Source organism: Massilia oculi (genome assembly GCF_003143515.1).
Classification (GTDB): Bacteria; Pseudomonadota; Gammaproteobacteria; order Burkholderiales; family Burkholderiaceae_D; genus Telluria; species Telluria oculi.
Window position 1 is genome coordinate 2,949,997 of record NZ_CP029343.1, and the last position, 16,046, is coordinate 2,966,042.

18 protein-coding genes are annotated in these 16,046 nt (G+C 62.7%); 3 read left to right on the top strand and 15 right to left on the bottom strand.

All coding sequences use genetic code 11. The features are described 5' to 3' along the window. Window positions 1-6: 6 nt before the first annotated feature. Window positions 7-1,830 (top strand): aminodeoxychorismate synthase component I, encoded by a 1,824-nt coding sequence (gene pabB, locus DIR46_RS13515; RefSeq protein WP_109345691.1) that lies wholly within the window; start codon window positions 7-9, stop codon window positions 1,828-1,830. Window positions 1,831-1,916: 86 nt separating this feature from the next. Here the strand turns inward: pabB and DIR46_RS13520 are convergent, their stop codons facing one another. After that, the gene (locus DIR46_RS13520; protein WP_109345692.1) at window positions 1,917-2,528 is read right to left on the bottom strand and encodes an OmpW/AlkL family protein; all 612 of its coding nucleotides are present in this window, start codon (window positions 2,526-2,528) and stop codon (window positions 1,917-1,919) included. Between the two features lie 174 nt (window positions 2,529-2,702). Between DIR46_RS13520 and DIR46_RS13525 the strand changes: the two genes are divergently transcribed. Next, on the top strand, window positions 2,703-3,140 hold the full coding sequence (locus DIR46_RS13525) for an acetyltransferase (RefSeq protein ID WP_109345693.1): 438 nt from the start codon (window positions 2,703-2,705) through the stop codon (window positions 3,138-3,140). A 4-nt stretch (window positions 3,141-3,144) separates the two neighbouring features. On the opposite strand, the gene DIR46_RS13530 is transcribed toward DIR46_RS13525, so the two are convergent. Further along, complete coding sequence (locus DIR46_RS13530) at window positions 3,145-3,729, bottom strand: glutathione peroxidase (protein ID WP_109345694.1); 585 nt, start codon at window positions 3,727-3,729, stop codon at window positions 3,145-3,147. A gap of 71 nt (window positions 3,730-3,800) precedes the next feature. After that, complete coding sequence (locus DIR46_RS13535; protein WP_109345695.1) at window positions 3,801-4,223, bottom strand: CoA-binding protein; 423 nt, start codon at window positions 4,221-4,223, stop codon at window positions 3,801-3,803. A gap of 112 nt (window positions 4,224-4,335) precedes the next feature. Between DIR46_RS13535 and DIR46_RS13540 the strand changes: the two genes are divergently transcribed. Beyond that, a complete protein-coding gene (locus DIR46_RS13540) occupies window positions 4,336-4,962 on the top strand; it encodes a peptidoglycan recognition protein family protein (protein WP_109345696.1) in 627 nt (208 codons plus the stop codon). Between the two features lie 23 nt (window positions 4,963-4,985). On the opposite strand, the gene DIR46_RS13545 is transcribed toward DIR46_RS13540, so the two are convergent. The 12 genes from DIR46_RS13545 to DIR46_RS13600 all read right to left on the bottom strand — a co-directional run bounded on the left by DIR46_RS13545 (window position 4,986) and on the right by DIR46_RS13600 (window position 15,992). Further along, entirely contained in the window at window positions 4,986-6,665 is a 1,680-nt protein-coding gene (locus DIR46_RS13545) for a serine hydrolase (RefSeq protein ID WP_109345697.1), read from the bottom strand. Window positions 6,666-6,835: 170 nt separating this feature from the next. Continuing rightward, window positions 6,836-7,258: a F0F1 ATP synthase subunit epsilon gene (locus tag DIR46_RS13550; RefSeq protein WP_109345698.1), complete on the bottom strand. Its 423-nt coding sequence runs from the start codon at window positions 7,256-7,258 to the stop codon at window positions 6,836-6,838. Between the two features lie 27 nt (window positions 7,259-7,285). Beyond that, window positions 7,286-8,689, bottom strand: coding sequence for a F0F1 ATP synthase subunit beta (atpD, locus tag DIR46_RS13555; RefSeq protein WP_005664031.1), 1,404 nt, complete (start codon window positions 8,687-8,689; stop codon window positions 7,286-7,288). A 135-nt stretch (window positions 8,690-8,824) separates the two neighbouring features. Continuing rightward, the gene (atpG, locus tag DIR46_RS13560) at window positions 8,825-9,700 is read right to left on the bottom strand and encodes a F0F1 ATP synthase subunit gamma (protein ID WP_071360947.1); all 876 of its coding nucleotides are present in this window, start codon (window positions 9,698-9,700) and stop codon (window positions 8,825-8,827) included. Window positions 9,701-9,756: 56 nt separating this feature from the next. Next, window positions 9,757-11,298, bottom strand: a complete 1,542-nt coding sequence (atpA, locus tag DIR46_RS13565) for a F0F1 ATP synthase subunit alpha (RefSeq protein ID WP_109345699.1) — start codon at window positions 11,296-11,298, stop codon at window positions 9,757-9,759. A gap of 78 nt (window positions 11,299-11,376) precedes the next feature. After that, window positions 11,377-11,910, bottom strand: a complete 534-nt coding sequence (locus DIR46_RS13570) for a F0F1 ATP synthase subunit delta (protein WP_109345700.1) — start codon at window positions 11,908-11,910, stop codon at window positions 11,377-11,379. A 2-nt stretch (window positions 11,911-11,912) separates the two neighbouring features. After that, the gene (locus tag DIR46_RS13575; RefSeq protein ID WP_109345701.1) at window positions 11,913-12,383 is read right to left on the bottom strand and encodes a F0F1 ATP synthase subunit B; all 471 of its coding nucleotides are present in this window, start codon (window positions 12,381-12,383) and stop codon (window positions 11,913-11,915) included. 77 nt (window positions 12,384-12,460) lie between these two features. Then, complete coding sequence (atpE, locus tag DIR46_RS13580) at window positions 12,461-12,706, bottom strand: F0F1 ATP synthase subunit C (protein ID WP_005664041.1); 246 nt, start codon at window positions 12,704-12,706, stop codon at window positions 12,461-12,463. A gap of 85 nt (window positions 12,707-12,791) precedes the next feature. Then, on the bottom strand, window positions 12,792-13,625 hold the full coding sequence (atpB, locus tag DIR46_RS13585) for a F0F1 ATP synthase subunit A (protein WP_109345702.1): 834 nt from the start codon (window positions 13,623-13,625) through the stop codon (window positions 12,792-12,794). Between the two features lie 4 nt (window positions 13,626-13,629). After that, entirely contained in the window at window positions 13,630-13,965 is a 336-nt protein-coding gene (locus DIR46_RS13590; protein WP_109345703.1) for an ATP synthase subunit I, read from the bottom strand. A gap of 354 nt (window positions 13,966-14,319) precedes the next feature. Beyond that, a complete protein-coding gene (locus DIR46_RS13595) occupies window positions 14,320-15,198 on the bottom strand; it encodes a ParB/RepB/Spo0J family partition protein (protein ID WP_109345704.1) in 879 nt (292 codons plus the stop codon). A 23-nt stretch (window positions 15,199-15,221) separates the two neighbouring features. Then, window positions 15,222-15,992, bottom strand: a complete 771-nt coding sequence (locus tag DIR46_RS13600) for a ParA family protein (protein ID WP_109345705.1) — start codon at window positions 15,990-15,992, stop codon at window positions 15,222-15,224. Window positions 15,993-16,046: the final 54 nt, after the last annotated feature.

Sequence of the window (16,046 nt, forward strand, 5' to 3'; positions counted from 1 at the left end):
GACAGGATGGATACCGGCGAAGTCTTCGCGCTGCTGGACGATGCCCGCGCCACGCAGGAGGCGCGCTCGCGCCTGTACAGCGGACATGCGGGCACGCTGAGGTGCGAGGACGCGGCCGGCTGGCCGCGGCTGGTGGCGGCGCTGTCGCAGGCGCTACAAAGCGGCCTGCACGCCGTGCCGCTCTTGAGCTATGAACTGGGGGCGCACCTGGAGGGCCTGCCGGCCCGGCCGCTCGCAGGCCCTCTGGCGCAGGTGCTGCTATTCAACCATTGCGAGCGCATGACGGGCGAGCAGGTGGCGTCGTGGCTGGCGACGCGCAGCATGGACCTCGAGCCGGCCGGCGTCGCCGGCATCGCCGCGAATGTCGATGAAGCGCGGTTCACCGAAGCGATCGACCGCATCCGCGACTACATCGCGGCCGGCGACACCTACCAGGTCAACTACACCTGGCGCCTGCGCTTCGACGCCTTCGGTTCGCTGCTCGCCCTGTACACGCGCCTGCGCGCGCGCCAGCCGGTGCCATATGGCGCGCTGGTGACGCTGCCTGGCGGCGGCGCCGTGCTGTCGTTCTCGCCCGAGCTGTTCGTACGCCATGAAGCGGGCATGCTGGTGGCGCGGCCGATGAAGGGCACGGCGCCGGCCAGCGGCGATGTCGATATCGACGCCGCGCGCGCCCAGGCCCTCGCGCAGGACACCAAGAACCGCGCCGAGAACCTGATGATCGTCGACCTGCTGCGCAACGACCTGGGTCGCGTGGCGCAGACCGGCAGCGTCGAGGTGCCGGCCCTGTTCGACGTGCAGCGCTACGGCGCGGTGCTGCAGATGACGTCGACCGTGCAGGCGCGCCTGCGCCTTGACGCGGGCCTGGAAGAGATCTTCAAGGCCCTGTACCCGTGCGGCTCGATCACCGGCGCGCCGAAGCGGCGCACGATGGAGATCATCCACGAACTCGAACCCGATGCGCGCGGCATCTATACCGGCGCGATCGGCTGGTTCGATCCGGCGCCGCCTGGCCGCCCCTACGGCGACTTCTGCCTGTCGGTGCCGATCCGGACGCTGGCGCTTGGTGCGCCGACGGGCGGCATCCGGCGCGGGGAGCTGGGCGTCGGCGCCGGCATCGTCTACGACAGCGATGCGCCATCCGAATACGCCGAGTGCCAGCTGAAGGCGCGTTTTCTCACGGGCCTCGCCAACGAGTTCACCATCTTCGAGACCATCCGCGCCTCGCGCGAGCATGGCTGCCGCCATCTGGAGCAGCATCTCGACCGCATGACAGCATCGTGCGCCTATTTCGGCTTCGCCTTCGACCGCGGCGCGGCGCATGTGGCGCTGCTGGACGCCAGCCAGGCCCTGCCCTCCGATGCGCTGCACCGCCTGCGCCTGGCGGTGGACCATGCCGGCGCGCTGACGCTGACCTCCGGCGAGCTGGCGCCATTGCACGAGCCGGTCACCCTGCTGCTGGCCCAGGAGCCGACGCACAGCGGAGATATCTTCCTGCGCCACAAGACGAGTATCCGCAGCCGCTACGACGCCGCATGGAAGGCGGCCGAGGCGCAAGGCGCCTTCGATATGCTGTTCTTCAACGAGCGTGACGAATTGACGGAAGGGGGACGCAGCAGCGTGTTCCTGCGCTTCGGCGAAGAATGGCTCACGCCGCCGCTGTCGGCCGGTGTGCTGCCGGGCGTGATGCGCGGCGTGATGCTGGCCGCGCCCGCGTGGCATGCGCGCGAAGCCGTGATCACGCGTGAGATGCTGGCGCAGGCCGACGACATCGTCGTCTGCAACGCACTGCGCGGGCCGCTGCGGGCCGTGCTCGTTGATACGCCATAAAAGCGGCGCCATGATTCACGCCCTGCCCGTTTCCATGCCCATTGCTTTTGCTGGAAGCCCGCGCAGGGAAACGGACGGACGTGATCCTAGAAGCGGTAACCCACGCCCAGCCCGAACAGTACCGGATCGACCTTCAGGTGGCTGGCCTTGGCCCCGCCGACATATACATCGCTGCGCAGCTTGAGCTTCTTGACGTCGGCGTTGACCGACCAGTGTTCGTTCAGGCGGAAGTCGACGCCGGCCTGCAGCGACAGGCCCCAGCTATCGTTTTCCAGATCGCCGGCGCCATCGAGCAGCTTGACGCTCGACATGCGGGTGTAGTTCACGCCGGCCCCGATATAAGGGCTGATGGCCGCGCCGGGGGTGAAGTGGTATTGCAGGTTCAGGGTCGGCGGCAGGTGCTTGAAGGTGCCGATCTCGGCGCCGTCCAGCCGGGCCTTGTGCTTCTGTGGATAAGTCAGGATCAGCTCGGCCGCGATGTGCGGGGTGAAGAAATAGCTGATGTCCAGCTCGGGAATGGTCTTCGTGCTCACTTCGAGGCGGTCCGCCGCGCCGACGCCGGCGATCGGGGTCGATTTGTTGTCCGGGTCGACGTACACGGCGCGGGCGCGCACCAGCCATGGAGATTCCTGCGCCAGCGCCTGGGCGGACGCCATGGCGATCAGGGCCACCAGCACGGTTTTCATCGTCGTTTTCATCTTTTTCTTACCTTTCTTCGTTTTATGTCATCTGCGACGAAGGTAAGCTTATTGATGTAGGGAAAAACAAACTATGATCTACATCAAAATGACCATGCTATTAGTATGGTTTATAAAACGCCTATTTCCTAGGTTATATCTCTGAGACGAAAGAATCATTCGGAAGGAACCGCCATGCCAAGCATCACCCTCGCCGCAAACGACGACCTGCCGCGCCTGTTCGACATCTGGGAAGCATCCGTGCAAGCGACCCACGACTTCCTGCATCCGGACGATTTCCTGCTGCTGGTGCCGATCGTGGAGCGCACCCTGCGCGAGTTCACGCCGCTGCATTGCGTGCGCGACGAGGCCGGCCAGCCCTGCGCCTTCATCGGCGTGAGCGAGGGCATGATCGAGATGCTGTTCGTCGACCCGCAGCACCGCGGCCAGGGCGCCGGACGGGCCCTGGTGGAATTCGCGATCGCGCAATTGAAAGCCACGCAAGTGGACGTCAATGAGCAGAACCAGCAGGCGCTCGGCTTCTACGAACGCATGGGCTTCGCGGTGGCGGGACGGTCGGAGCAGGACCCGTTCGGCAAGCCCTACCCCATCCTGCACCTCGCACTGCGTTAGACGATTACAGCGCCGCTTCGATCTTCCCGGTCAGCTGAGGATCTTCCGGCGTGACCTTGCTCGGGAAGTAGTCGAGCACCTTGCCGTCACGGCCGATCAGGTATTTGGTGAAATTCCACTTCGGTTCCTGGCCGGTGGCCTTGATCAGTTGCGCGTGCAGCGGATTGGCTTGCGGGCCCTTGACCGAGCTCTTGGCGAACATCGGGAACTTGACGCCATAGGTGTTGAAGCACAGGTCGGCGATTTCCTTGGCGCTGCCCGGTTCCTGCTGGCCGAAGTCGTTCGACGGGAAGCCCAGGATCACGAGGCCGCGGCCGCCGTACTTGGCGTAGATTTTCTCGAGACCTTCGTACTGCTTGGTGAAGCCGCAGTAGCTGGCCGTGTTCACCACCAGCACCACCTTGCCGGCGTACTGGCAGAGGTCTTGCGGCGCCTCGTCCTGCAGGCGCTTGAAGCTGTGCTTCAGGACGGCCGGGCAGGCGGCCGGGCTCTTGGTCAGCGCGGCGGCCGGCGCGGCCTGCGCGCGTGCCGGCTGGGTGACGCTGACAGCGGCCGTGGCGGCGAGCAGCAGGACGATGGTCTTGATCATGGCGTGGTATTGACGGGGTTAAGATGCGTCGATTGTAGCGCAAGCGGCAACCCCGGCGGCCAACGCTTTTCTCAATCCTCCAGATTGCGGTGCTCGATCTTGATGCAGTGGTTCATGACCACGTCCAGCCCGGCGGCGCGCGCCAGGTCGGCTGCCGCCTGGTTCTCGATGTCGAGCTGCATCCACAGGCAGCCGGCGCGCACGGCGATGGCGTCGCGCGCGATCGGCCCGATGTCCTCGGATTTGCGGAAGCAGTCGACGATGTCGATGCGCTGGCCGCTGCCGGCCAGGGCGTCGGCGGCCTCTTGCAAGGTGGCGTACACGGTCTCGCCGTGGATGGTCTGGCCGGCATAGCTCGGGTTGACGGGCAGGATGCGGTAGCCGTTGTGCTGCAAGTAGGCGCCCACTTCGTTGCTGGCGCGGTCTTCTTTGTTCGACATGCCGACGATGGCGATGATCTTGCTGTCACGGAGGATCTGGGTGATGGTTCGCATGCTGTGTCCTGGCTGTTGTTATCGTTGGAATCAGCTTATCAGGTTTGGATATGCTGGCGTTGCACGGTCAAACGTGGAAAGATGACGGCTCATCCATCCTGAATAGCTGCCCATGAGCCTCGGACCTGTTTCGCGTTTCGCCGCCTTTCTTGCGCTGGCCTGTTCGTTCGCCGGTGCGCATGGCGCCGAATCCCTGCACGACGTCGAACGCGCCATCGTGCCGGTCGCCAGCTGGGGCGGCACGCCGTCCATTGATGCGAAGGCGCGCCGCCACCGCATCACCCACATCACGCTGCACCACCAGGGCGAGCCGTTCAAGCCGGGGACCGATCCGCAAGCCTACCTGCGCCGCCTGCAGACCTGGTCGCGCGCCGAGAAAGGCTGGCTCGACATCCCCTATCACTACGTGATCGACCTGGAAGGCCGCATCTACGGCGCGCGCGACATCGCCTATGCCGGCGACACCAATACCGAATACGATCCGAAGGGACATGCGCTGATCGAGGTGGTCGGCAATTTCGAGGAGGTGGAGCCGAACCAGCAGCAGCTCGATGCGGTGGTGCGCCTGATGGCCATGCTGGCGGACAAATACCAGGTCTCGCTGGACGACATCCAGAGCCACCGCGATTACTCGGACAAGACCGTGTGCCCGGGCGAGAACCTGTACCGCTACGTGAAGGACGATTATTTCAGGCACAAGGTGGCCTTGCGCCTGGCGCAGGAGCAGGCCGCGAAATAAGCTGCGACCTGCTCAGTTAGTGCTTACTGAAGTCGCGTGCCAGGCGTGGCCTGGCCGTCCTGGTGCAACACGACCACCGGCGCGCCATCCGCGCCCTTCTCGAACCGGAGTTCGGCATTCACGTCGCGCGAGAAGAACACGTCTTCGCTGGCCGGGAAGATCTCGATCCTGCGCTGCCCGGTCGCCTGCGCATAATAGCGTTCGCCCTCGCGGCTGACCGTGATCGTGAACTGCGGCGCAAGCTGGTAGGCGCCGGCACGCGCGTCGAAGCCGGCGTTGTCGATCTTGACCGCTTCGCGTTCGGCGGGCGCATCGCCAATGCGCTCGTTGCGCGTCCGCTCGCCCGCATTGTCGACCGTGACGTGGCTGACCTTGCCCTGCGCATCGCGCCCGAACTCGAAGCGCGCCAGCGTCCCGGGGACGAAGAAGCCATCCTTCGAATAGGAAGTGAGGGCGGCCGGCGACCGGTCGCCGCGCGCCATCATCAGCTTGCCGTCGCGGCTGGTGAAGGTGCGCTTTTCCTTGCCGTCGATGTCGTATACCCCTGTGAATGCATCGATGGCCCTGGCATCGAGCTTGACTTCCTTCAGCTCCATGAACGGCTTGCCCATCGCCAGCGCCGCCGCCTTCTTGGCCAGCACCTCGGGATTGGCATTACCGCTGTCCGCATTGCTCAGCACCGCGACGAAGATCTTCTGCTCCGGCAGGCGCAGCGCATGGGTGCGAAAGCCATTGATGCCGCCCCCATGCTCGATCACTGGCGCGCCCTGCAGGGCGCCCACGCTCCAGCCGTAGCCGTAGCCGGTCGACTTCTCCGGGTTCAGCTTGTAGGGCGTGAAGGCCATCTTCCAGCTCGCGGGTTTCAGCAGCTTGCCGGAGGCGATGGCGGCATCCCATTTCGCCAGGTCGTCCACGGTCGATACCAGCGCGCCGGCCGCATACGGCTGGCTCATGGACAGCGGCTGCGCCGGCGCGAACCCCTTCTCCTGCGCGCTGTAGCCGACCGCGCGCGGCGCGTTCGAACGCTCGACGCCTTCATACGCGGTGTCCTTCATGCCCAGCGGCGTGAAGATGCGCCGTTCGAGGAAGCTGGCGTAGCTCGTGCCAGACACCCGCTCGATGATCGCGCCGAGCAGGAAATAGCCGCTATTGTTGTAGCGGAACTGGGTGCCGGGTTCGAACTCGAGCGGATCGTTCCTGAAGCCGTCGATCATCTGGGCGACGGTGAAGTCCTTCCCCATCGTCGCCACATAGCCCGACTTGCCGGTATAGCTGACGATGCCCGAGGTATGGGTCAGCAGGTGCTCGACGGTGATGACCTTGCCCTGGGTTGGATAGTCGGGGAAGAAGCGCGTGATCGGATCGTTCAGGGCCAGCTTGCCCTCCTCGGCCAGCATCAGGATCGCCACCGCCGTGAACTGCTTGGTGATCGAGCCGAGGCGCAGCACGGTGCCGGGCGTCAGTGGCGTCTTCGCGGCCACGTCGGCGGCGCCATAGGCCTTCCTAAACACCGTCTTGCCGTCCTTGACCACGATGACCGTGGCGCCGGGGTCTCCCGCCTTGAACTGGGGCTTGAACAGCGCGTCGAGCTTGCTGGCCAGCGGCTGCGCCGCAGAGGCCTTGGTGGCCGGCTGCTGCGCTTGCGCCAGCACGGGATTCGACAGCAGGATGACAGCAACAGCGACGGCGGAGAGTTTCAGCATGACGGCTACCCTTCTTGGCAAGTTGTGTTCTTGATACTCTAACTCTGCCTTATGGGTAGCGGTGAAAAATCCGACGAACTGCGATTCGGTTTCGATGAACCGATAAAAAACCGGGATATAAAAAAAGGCAGCCCGCAGGCTGCCCCTTTTCGTTGCCGAGCTTGTTCAGCTCAACGGCCTTTCGACCGCAGCTTCTGGATCGCCGCCAGCTGCGCGATCGCGGCGGCCATTTCGGCCTGGGCTTTCGCGTAGTCGATGGTCGATTCCTTGTTCAGCATCAGCTCTTCGGCCTGCTTCTTGGCCGCGTTTGCCTTCGCTTCGTCGAGGTCGGCGCCGCGGATCGCGGTGTCGGCCAGCACGGTCACGCCGTTCGGCTGCACTTCGAGGATACCGCCTGCTACGAAGACGAACTCTTCGCCGCCGCCGGCCACCTGGATGCGCACGGCGCCCGGGCGGATGCGCGTGATCAAGGGGGTGTGCTTCGGGTAGATACCCAGCTCACCCGCTTCACCCGGCAACGCGACGAATTCGGCCTGGCCGGAGAAGATCTGCTCTTCGGCCGAGACTACGTCAACGAGAAATGTGTTTGCCATGTGTGTCCTTCAGTTAGACGAACCGACTTAGGCAGCCAGTTTCTTGGCTTTCTCGATTGCCTCTTCGATCGTGCCGACCATGTAGAACGCTTGCTCCGGCAGGTGATCCAGTTCGCCCGATGCGATCATCTTGAAGCCCTTGATCGTGTCTTTCAGCGAAACGTACTTGCCTGGTGCGCCGGTGAACACTTCAGCGACGTGGAACGGCTGCGACAGGAAACGCTGCATCTTGCGTGCGCGAGCGACGACCAGCTTGTCTTCTGGCGCCAGTTCGTCCATGCCCAGAATCGCGATGATGTCACGCAGTTCCTTGTAGCGCTGCAGGGTGCCCTGCACGGCGCGCGCGGTCGAGTAGTGCTCTTCGCCGACGACCAGCGGGTCCAGCTGGCGCGAGGTCGAATCGAGTGGGTCGACCGCAGGGTAGATACCCAGCGAAGCGATGTCACGCGACAGAACGACGGTCGAGTCCAGGTGGGCGAAGGTGGTTGCAGGCGACGGGTCGGTCAAGTCATCCGCAGGGACGTAGACGGCCTGGATCGAGGTGATCGAACCGGTCTTGGTCGAGGTGATGCGCTCCTGCAGGCGGCCCATTTCTTCGGCCAGGGTAGGCTGGTAGCCCACTGCCGATGGCATACGGCCCAGCAGTGCCGAGACTTCGGTACCGGCCAGGGTGTAGCGGTAGATGTTGTCGACGAAGAACAGGACGTCCTTGCCTTCGTCACGGAACGCTTCCGCCATGGTCAGGCCGGTCAGCGCGACGCGCAGACGGTTGCCTGGTGGTTCGTTCATCTGACCGTAGACCATCGCCACTTTCGAGTTGGCTGGGTTTTCCAGGTCGACGACTTTTGCATCGGCCATCTCGTGGTAGAAGTCGTTACCTTCACGGGTACGCTCACCCACGCCGGCGAACACGGACAGACCCGAGTGCGCCTTGGCGATGTTGTTGATCAGTTCCATCATGTTGACGGTCTTGCCGACGCCGGCGCCGCCGAACAGGCCGACCTTACCGCCTTTGGCGAACGGGCAGACCAGGTCGATGACCTTGATGCCGGTTTCCAGCAGGTCGGTCGACGGCGACAGTTCGTCGTAGGCCGGCGCATCGCGGTGGATCGATGCCATGCGCTCATGGCTGACCGGACCGCATTCGTCGATCGGGTTGCCCAGCACGTCCATGATACGGCCCAGGGTCGGCACGCCGACTGGCACCATGATCGGATTGCCGGTGTTCTGGATCATCATGCCGCGACGCAGGCCTTCCGAGCTGCCCAGAGCAATGGTACGGACCACGCCGTCGCCCAGCTGTTGCTGGACTTCCAGGGTCAGTTCGGAGCCTTCCATTTTCAGTGCGTCGTACACTTTCGGCATGGCGTTACGTGGGAATTCCACGTCAACCACGGCGCCGATACACTGAACGATTTTGCCATCAGCCATGTTCGTTCCTTCAGATATATAGTTAGATTCTTTTACTTAAACCGTTAAAAGCACAGTCAGTTATGGTCAGTTGGGGGCAGAGTACGCTCGCTACGCTCGCTTAAGCCTGCGCGGCCCGCTCTTTCCCCCAATTGATCAGACTGCCGCTGCGCCCGAAACGATCTCGGAGAGTTCTTTGGTAATCGCAGCCTGGCGGGTCTTGTTGTAGACCAGCTTCAGGTCGCTGATGACACTGCCGGCGTTATCGCTCGCGGCCTTCATCGCGACCATGCGCGCCGATTGCTCGGACGCCAGGTTTTCCGCCACTGCCTGGTACACCAGCGCTTCCACATAACGCACCAGCAGCTCGTCGATGACGACTTGCGCTTCCGGTTCGTAGATGTAGTCCCAGCCGTGGGCGCCTGCGTCGGCTTCCAGCGCTTTCGCTGGCAGCGGGAGCAGTTGCTCGACCATCGTTTCCTGCTTCATCGTGTTGATGAACTTGGTGTAGCACAGGTAGACGGCATCGAGCTTGCCTTCCTGGTACGCGTCCAGCATCACTTTGACCGGTCCGATCAGCTTGTCCAGTTGCGGGGCATCGCCCAGCTGGGTCGCTTGCGACACCAGCTTCATGCCGACGCGGTTCAGGAAGCCCAGGCCCTTGTTGCCGATGGCGACTGCCTCGACACGGTTGCCCAGCTGCTCCTGCTCACGCGCCTTCTGCGTTACCTGGCGCAGGATGTTGGTGTTCATGCCGCCGCACAGACCCTTGTCGGTCGTGATGACGATGAAACCCACTGCCTTTGCCGACACGCCCTTGGCTTGCGCCATGAATGCGTGCGTGTACTCCGGGTTTGCGTTGGCCAGATTGGCGGTGATGTTACGAACCTTGTCACTGTAGGGACGGGCGGCGCGCATGCGATCCTGCGCCTTGCGCATTTTCGATGCGGCGACCATTTCCATCGCCTTGGTGATCTTCTTCGTATTTTCTACGCTCTTGATCTTGCCACGAATCTCTTTGCCTGCTGCCATGAGTCCTTACTCCTTCCGGGCACCGGCGCCAACCTCGGTTGGCGCCGGTCCATCAATTAATATGCGCCGGATTTCTTGAAATCAGCAATGGCGGCGGCCAGCAGTGCTTCGCTGTCCTTGTCCAGTTGCTTGGTTTCGTCGATCTTCGACAGCAGGGACGCGTGACCCGACTTCAGGAAGGCATGCAGACCGTGCTCGAACGGCAGCACTTTCTTGACTTCGATATCGTCCAGGTAGCCCTTGTTGACGGCGAACAGCGATGCGGCCATCAGCGAGGTCGACAGCGGCGAGAACTGCGGCTGCTTCAGCAGTTCGGTGACGCGCGCGCCACGGTCCAGCTGCTTGCGGGTCGACTCGTCCAGGTCCGATGCGAACTGCGCGAACGCAGCCAGTTCACGGTACTGCGCCAGGTCGGTACGGATACCGCCCGACAGGCCCTTGATGACCTTGGTCTGGGCGGCGCCACCGACGCGCGACACCGAGATACCGGCGTTGATCGCAGGACGGATACCGGCGTTGAACAGCGAGGTCTCCAGGAAGATCTGGCCGTCGGTAATCGAAATCACGTTGGTCGGCACGAAGGCCGAGACGTCGCCAGCCTGGGTTTCGATGATCGGCAGTGCGGTCAGCGAACCGGTCTTGCCGGTGACGGCGCCGCCCGTGAACTTCTCGACGTAGTCGGCGTTCACGCGCGCTGCGCGCTCGAGCAGACGGCTGTGCAGGTAGAACACGTCGCCTGGGTAGGCTTCGCGGCCTGGTGGGCGGCGCAGCAGCAGCGAAATCTGGCGGTAGGCAACTGCTTGCTTCGACAGGTCGTCGTACACGATCAGCGCGTCTTCGCCGCGGTCGCGGAAGTATTCGCCCATTGCGCAGCCCGAGTAGGCCGAGATGTACTGCATGGCGGCCGATTCCGACGCCGATGCTGCGACAACAATGGTGTATTCCATCGCGCCGTGCTGTTCCAGCGAACGCACGATGTTCTTGATGGTCGATGCCTTCTGGCCGATCGCGACGTAAACGCAGGTGACGCCCTGGCCTTTCTGGTTGATGATCGCATCCACTGCCACGGCCGACTTGCCGGTCTGGCGGTCGCCGATGATCAGCTCACGCTGGCCACGGCCGATCGGCACCATCGCGTCGATCGACTTGATGCCGGTCTGCATAGGCTGCGACACCGATTCACGCGCGATGACGCCTGGCGCGATCTTTTCGATCGGGGCGGTCAGGGTGGTGGCGATCGGACCCTTGCCGTCGATCGGCTGGCCCAGGGCGTTGACCACGCGGCCACGCAGCTCAGGACCGATCGGCACTTCCAGGATGCGGCCGGTGGTCTTGACGGTGTCGCCTTCCGAGATGTGCTCGTAGGCACCCAGGATGACGGCGCCGACCGAGTCGCGCTCGAGGTTCATTGCCAGGCCGAAGGTGTTGCCTGGGAATTCCAGCATCTCGCCCTGCATCACGTCCGACAGACCGTGGATGCGGCAGATACCGTCGGCGACCGAGATCACGGTGCCTTGGTTGCGGACGTCTGCAGAGCCTTCCAGGCCCTGGATCCGGCTCTTGATCAGCTCGCTGATTTCAGATGGGTTAAGTTGCATGCTAGCTAACTCCAATTATAGTTTCTTGATGCGTAGGGCAAGGGCGGGACGCCGGCCTATGCGAGTGCACACTATCGATTACGAAGCCAGTGCAACGTGCATCCGTTGCAGCTTGGCGCGTACCGAGGTATCGAGCACTTCGTCGCCGACGACCACGCGCACACCACCGATCAGCGAGGGATCCACTGTCACCGTTGGGTTCAGCTTGCGGCCAAATTTCTTTTCCAGCGTGGCGACCAGCTCGTTCAGCTGGTCGGCCGAAATCTCGAACGCGCTGAAAATCGTCGCGTCGGCTGCGCCTTCGTTCGCGTTCTTCAGGATCGCGAACTGGGTGCTGATCTCGGGCAGCAGGTTGATGCGGCCGTTTTCGGCCAGCATCGCGATAAAGTTCTTCGCTTCAGCATTCAGCGGAGCCTTGACCAGCGACGCAATCGTGTCCGCCAGTTGTGCCTGCGTGACGTTCGGGTTGCTGGCGAAGGCCTGCACATCGGGAATGGCGCCGATCTGGCCCAGTTCCGACGCGATGGCCGAGTACGCATTCATGTCGCCGGTCTGGGCGACACGGAACAGCGCTTCGGCATAAGGGCGGGCGACGGTTGCGAGTTCAGCCATGATCAGAGCTCGGTCGACAGTTTCGACAGCAGGTCGGCGTGGGCCGCTGCGTTCACTTCGCGCTTCAGGATCTGCTCGGCGCCGGCAACCGCGAGGGTTGCAACCTGGCCACGCAGTTCTTCGCGCGCGCGCGTCACTTGCTGCTCGGCGTCGGCCTTGGCGGCGGCGACGATGCGTGCGCCTTCTTCGGCGGCGGTTTTCTTCGCTTCTTCGATGATCGCGGCGGCGCGCTTCTCGGCGTCGGCGATGCGCTTCTGCACTTCGTCACGGGCGCCGGCCAGTTCGGTCTGGACGCGCTTTTCGGCGGCAGCCAGGTCGGCCTTGCCGCGATCGGCAGCGGCCAGGCCACTCGCGATCTTCGCGGCGCGCTCGTCGAGCGCTTTCATCAGCGGCGGCCACACGAATTTCATCGTGAACAGCGCCAGGATGAAGAAGACCACGAGCTGTGCAAGCAGGGTTGCATTAAGGTTCACGGTTTTATCCTTCTTACAGAAACACGGATGCCGAACCAGAAACTGGTTCGGCCCTTCAAGACCTCGAGACGCGAGTCTTAGACTGGAACGAACGGGTTAGCGAACGCGAACAGCATGGCGATACCAACGCCGATCAGGAATGCCGCGTCGATCAGACCAGCCAGCAGGAACATCTTGGTCTGCAGGGTGTTCATCAGTTCTGGCTGACGTGCAGAAGCTTCCAGGTATTTACCGCCCATCAGAGCGATACCGATACAAGCGCCGATTGCGCCCAGACCGATGATCAAACCGCAAGCCAGTGCAACAAAAGAAAGGTCAGTCATGAAAAACTCCAAAAGTTAAATTAAAAACTAAATTAAAAACTACAACTTCTTTACAACCACATTCACTCGATGCTTGCGGCTTCGATCAGTGGCCTTCGTGAGCCTGACCGAGGTAAACCAGCGTCAGCATCATGAAGATGAATGCCTGCAGGATCACGATCAGGATGTGGAAGATCGCCCAGATGGAGCCAGCAATCACGTGGCCGATGAAACCGAACATCGTCGCGGTACCGCCCAGCAGTGCGATCAAGAGGAACAGCAGTTCGCCGGCAAACATGTTGCCGAACAGTCGCATACCGAGCGACACCATTTTTGCTGCGTATTCGATGAGGTTCAGGAGCAGGTTGAACGGCGCCATCCAGATGCCGAACGGTGCTGCGAACAGTTCATGGAGCCAGCCGCCGAAGCCCTTGATCTTGATGCCGTAGTAGATCATCAGCAGCAGCACGCCCAGCGACATGCCAATCGGCGCGTTCAGGTCGGCGGTCGGGACCACGCGGTGATACGGGAAGATGTGCTCGATGCCGAAGGCGGCGAACAGCCACGACCACATGTCGACCGGCAGCAAGTCCAGCGCGTTCATCAGGACGATCCAGACGAACACGGTCAGCGCCAGCGGAGCGATGAAGCTGCGGTCGCCGTGCACGATGGTCTTGGCCTGGTCATCGACCATTTCGAACATCATTTCGACGAAAGCCTGGAAACGGCCAGGAACGCCGGAAGTGGCCTTGCGGGCGGCGGCCCACATCAGCAGGCAGGCGGTCAGGCCCATGGCGATCGACCAGAACAAGGTGTCGAAGTGGACGACCGAAAAGTCGACCGGTCCGACCTGATACTGATTCTTCAGGTGGCCCAGGTGGTGAACGATGTATTCTGAAGCGGTGGGCGCGTGCGCTGCGCCGTCTACTGGAGTCGCCATGTTGTCATTGCCTAAATAATAAGATGATGTAACTTTTTAGTGCCACGACGATTCCAGCGACCAGTGCCAGCCAGTTCAGATCGTGATACAGCCACGCGGTTGCGCCCAGGAGCGCCAGCGTTAATGCAATCTTTACAAATTCCCAGATGAAAAATGTCGCGGGAGTAGCCGTTCCAGATGCGGACGCGGCGAACAAGCGCACTGCCATGATCCCGTTGGGCACGACACAACACAAACCGCCCAGTACAGCCGAAAACATCGCAGCCCGTCCCCCCAGTAGTGCGGCGATCAGGCCGACGACTACCGTTGCTATCAACTGCAGGGAAACGATGCGTAGCATATTCTTTTAGCTCTTGCGCTAGCGCATTTTGGACGTACTACGAGGTGATAATTACAAGAATCGCCGGAATTATAAGTGGTTATACGGACGTGAGTCAAACGATTCCACACTTATAACTGGGACGAATAGTTGGCAAAAATGTGACACGATGCCGGCGGATAGCGCAATATTTTCAGCTACTTACGCTCAGATCGTGTATAGAGCCGAATGTGACAATTGCGCTGATCTGCGTAGCGACGGGACCGCGCCGGGTGGCGCGAAAGTTGGTAGCGCTAACGCTTTGGAGGTGGCCCACTCGCTGGTCGCCGGCCCCTCTGGAGGCCACCCGGTGTGACCGGGTAGCCTCCCTGTTTTTCACGCGCGCAGACGCGCGAGCACACCCTCGAGGATGTCCAGGTCGGCAAAGTCGATGATCATTTGTCCCCTGCCCTTCGCGCCCATCTTGAACAGCACCGGCGTCGCCAGCCTGTCGGACAATTCTTCTTCAAGGCGGACGATGTCGCCCGGCTTGTCCTTGGCGCGCGCCGGCTGGGCCGGGGCGCTTTGCTCTTCGAGCGCACGGGCGACCAGCTTCTCGGTCTCGCGCACCGACAGGCGGCGGGCGACGACGTGGTTGGCCAGCGCGATCTGGTTCGCGCTGTCGACCGCCAGCAAGGCTCTAGCATGGCCCATGTCGATATCCCCCGCCATCAGCATGGTCTGCACCGGCTGCGCCAGGTTGATCAGGCGCAGCAGGTTCGACACCGCGCTGCGCGAGCGGCCGACCGCGCCGGCCGCCTGCTCGTGCGTGAAATTGAAATCCGAGATCAGGCGCTGGATGCCCTGCGCCTCTTCGAGCGGATTCAGGTCTTCGCGCTGCATGTTCTCGATCAGGGCCATCGCGGCCGCGGCCTGGTCGTCGACGTCGCGCACCAGCACCGGGATCTCGTCCAGGCCCGCCATCTGCGCCGCGCGGAAGCGCCGTTCGCCGGCGATGATCTCGTACGGCGTGCTGCTGCCCGCCGGCAGCGGACGCACCAGCACCGGCTGCATGATGCCTTGGGTTTTAATGGAGGCGGCCAGCTCGGACAGGCTCACTTCATCCATGCGGGTACGCGGTTGGTACTTGCCGGCCTGGATCTGGGTGACCGCCAGGACCGAAGGTAGATTACTTGCTGCGGGCGCGGCGTCCATGTCGCCGCCGAGCAGGGCGTCGAGCCCGCGGCCCAGTCCCTTGAGTTTTTTGGTTGCCATTGTCGTGTCAGCTCTCGTGGTGATTACATGGTCTTGATGCGCTGGACCATTTCCGCGCCAAAGGCGATATACGCCTGCGCGCCTTTCGACGATGGGTCGAAGGTCACGCCCGGGATGCCGTAGGACGGCGCTTCGGCCAGGCGGACGTTGCGCGGGATGATGGTCTTGAACACCTTGTCGCCGAAGTGCTGCTCGAGCTGGTTCGACACCTGCTGCGACAGCGTCATGCGCGGGTCGAACATCACCCGCAGCAGGCCGATGATCTTGAGGTCGGTGTTCAGGTTGGCGTGCACCTTCTTGATCGTGTTGACCAGGTCGGACAAGCCCTCGAGCGCGTAGTACTCGCACTGCATCGGGATGATCACGCCATGCGCGGCGCACAGGCCGTTGAGCGTGAGCAGCGACAACGCGGGCGGGCAGTCGACCAGGATGAAGTCGTAGTCGGCGTCCACCGCGGCCAGCGCGTCCTTCAGGCGGCGCTCGCGGTTTTCGAGCGACACCATCTCGACTTCGGCGCCGGCCAGCTCGCGGTTGGCGGGCAGCACGTCGAATCGCCCCGCCTCGGAGCGCACGCGCACGCCAGCCACGTCCGACTCTCCCAGCAACACCTGGTAGATCGACGACTCGAGCGCGGCCTTGTTGATGCCCGCGCCCATGGTCGCATTGCCCTGAGGGTCGAGGTCGACCAGCAGCACGCGCTGGTCCAGTTTTGCCAGGCCCGCCGACAGGTTGACGGTGGTGGTGGTCTTGCCTACCCCACCCTTCTGGTTCGCAACGCAAAAAATCTTCGCCATCTATTCTCTTTCCTGAAAGCGGCTACAAGACGCCATACCGTTCATACGGTACAA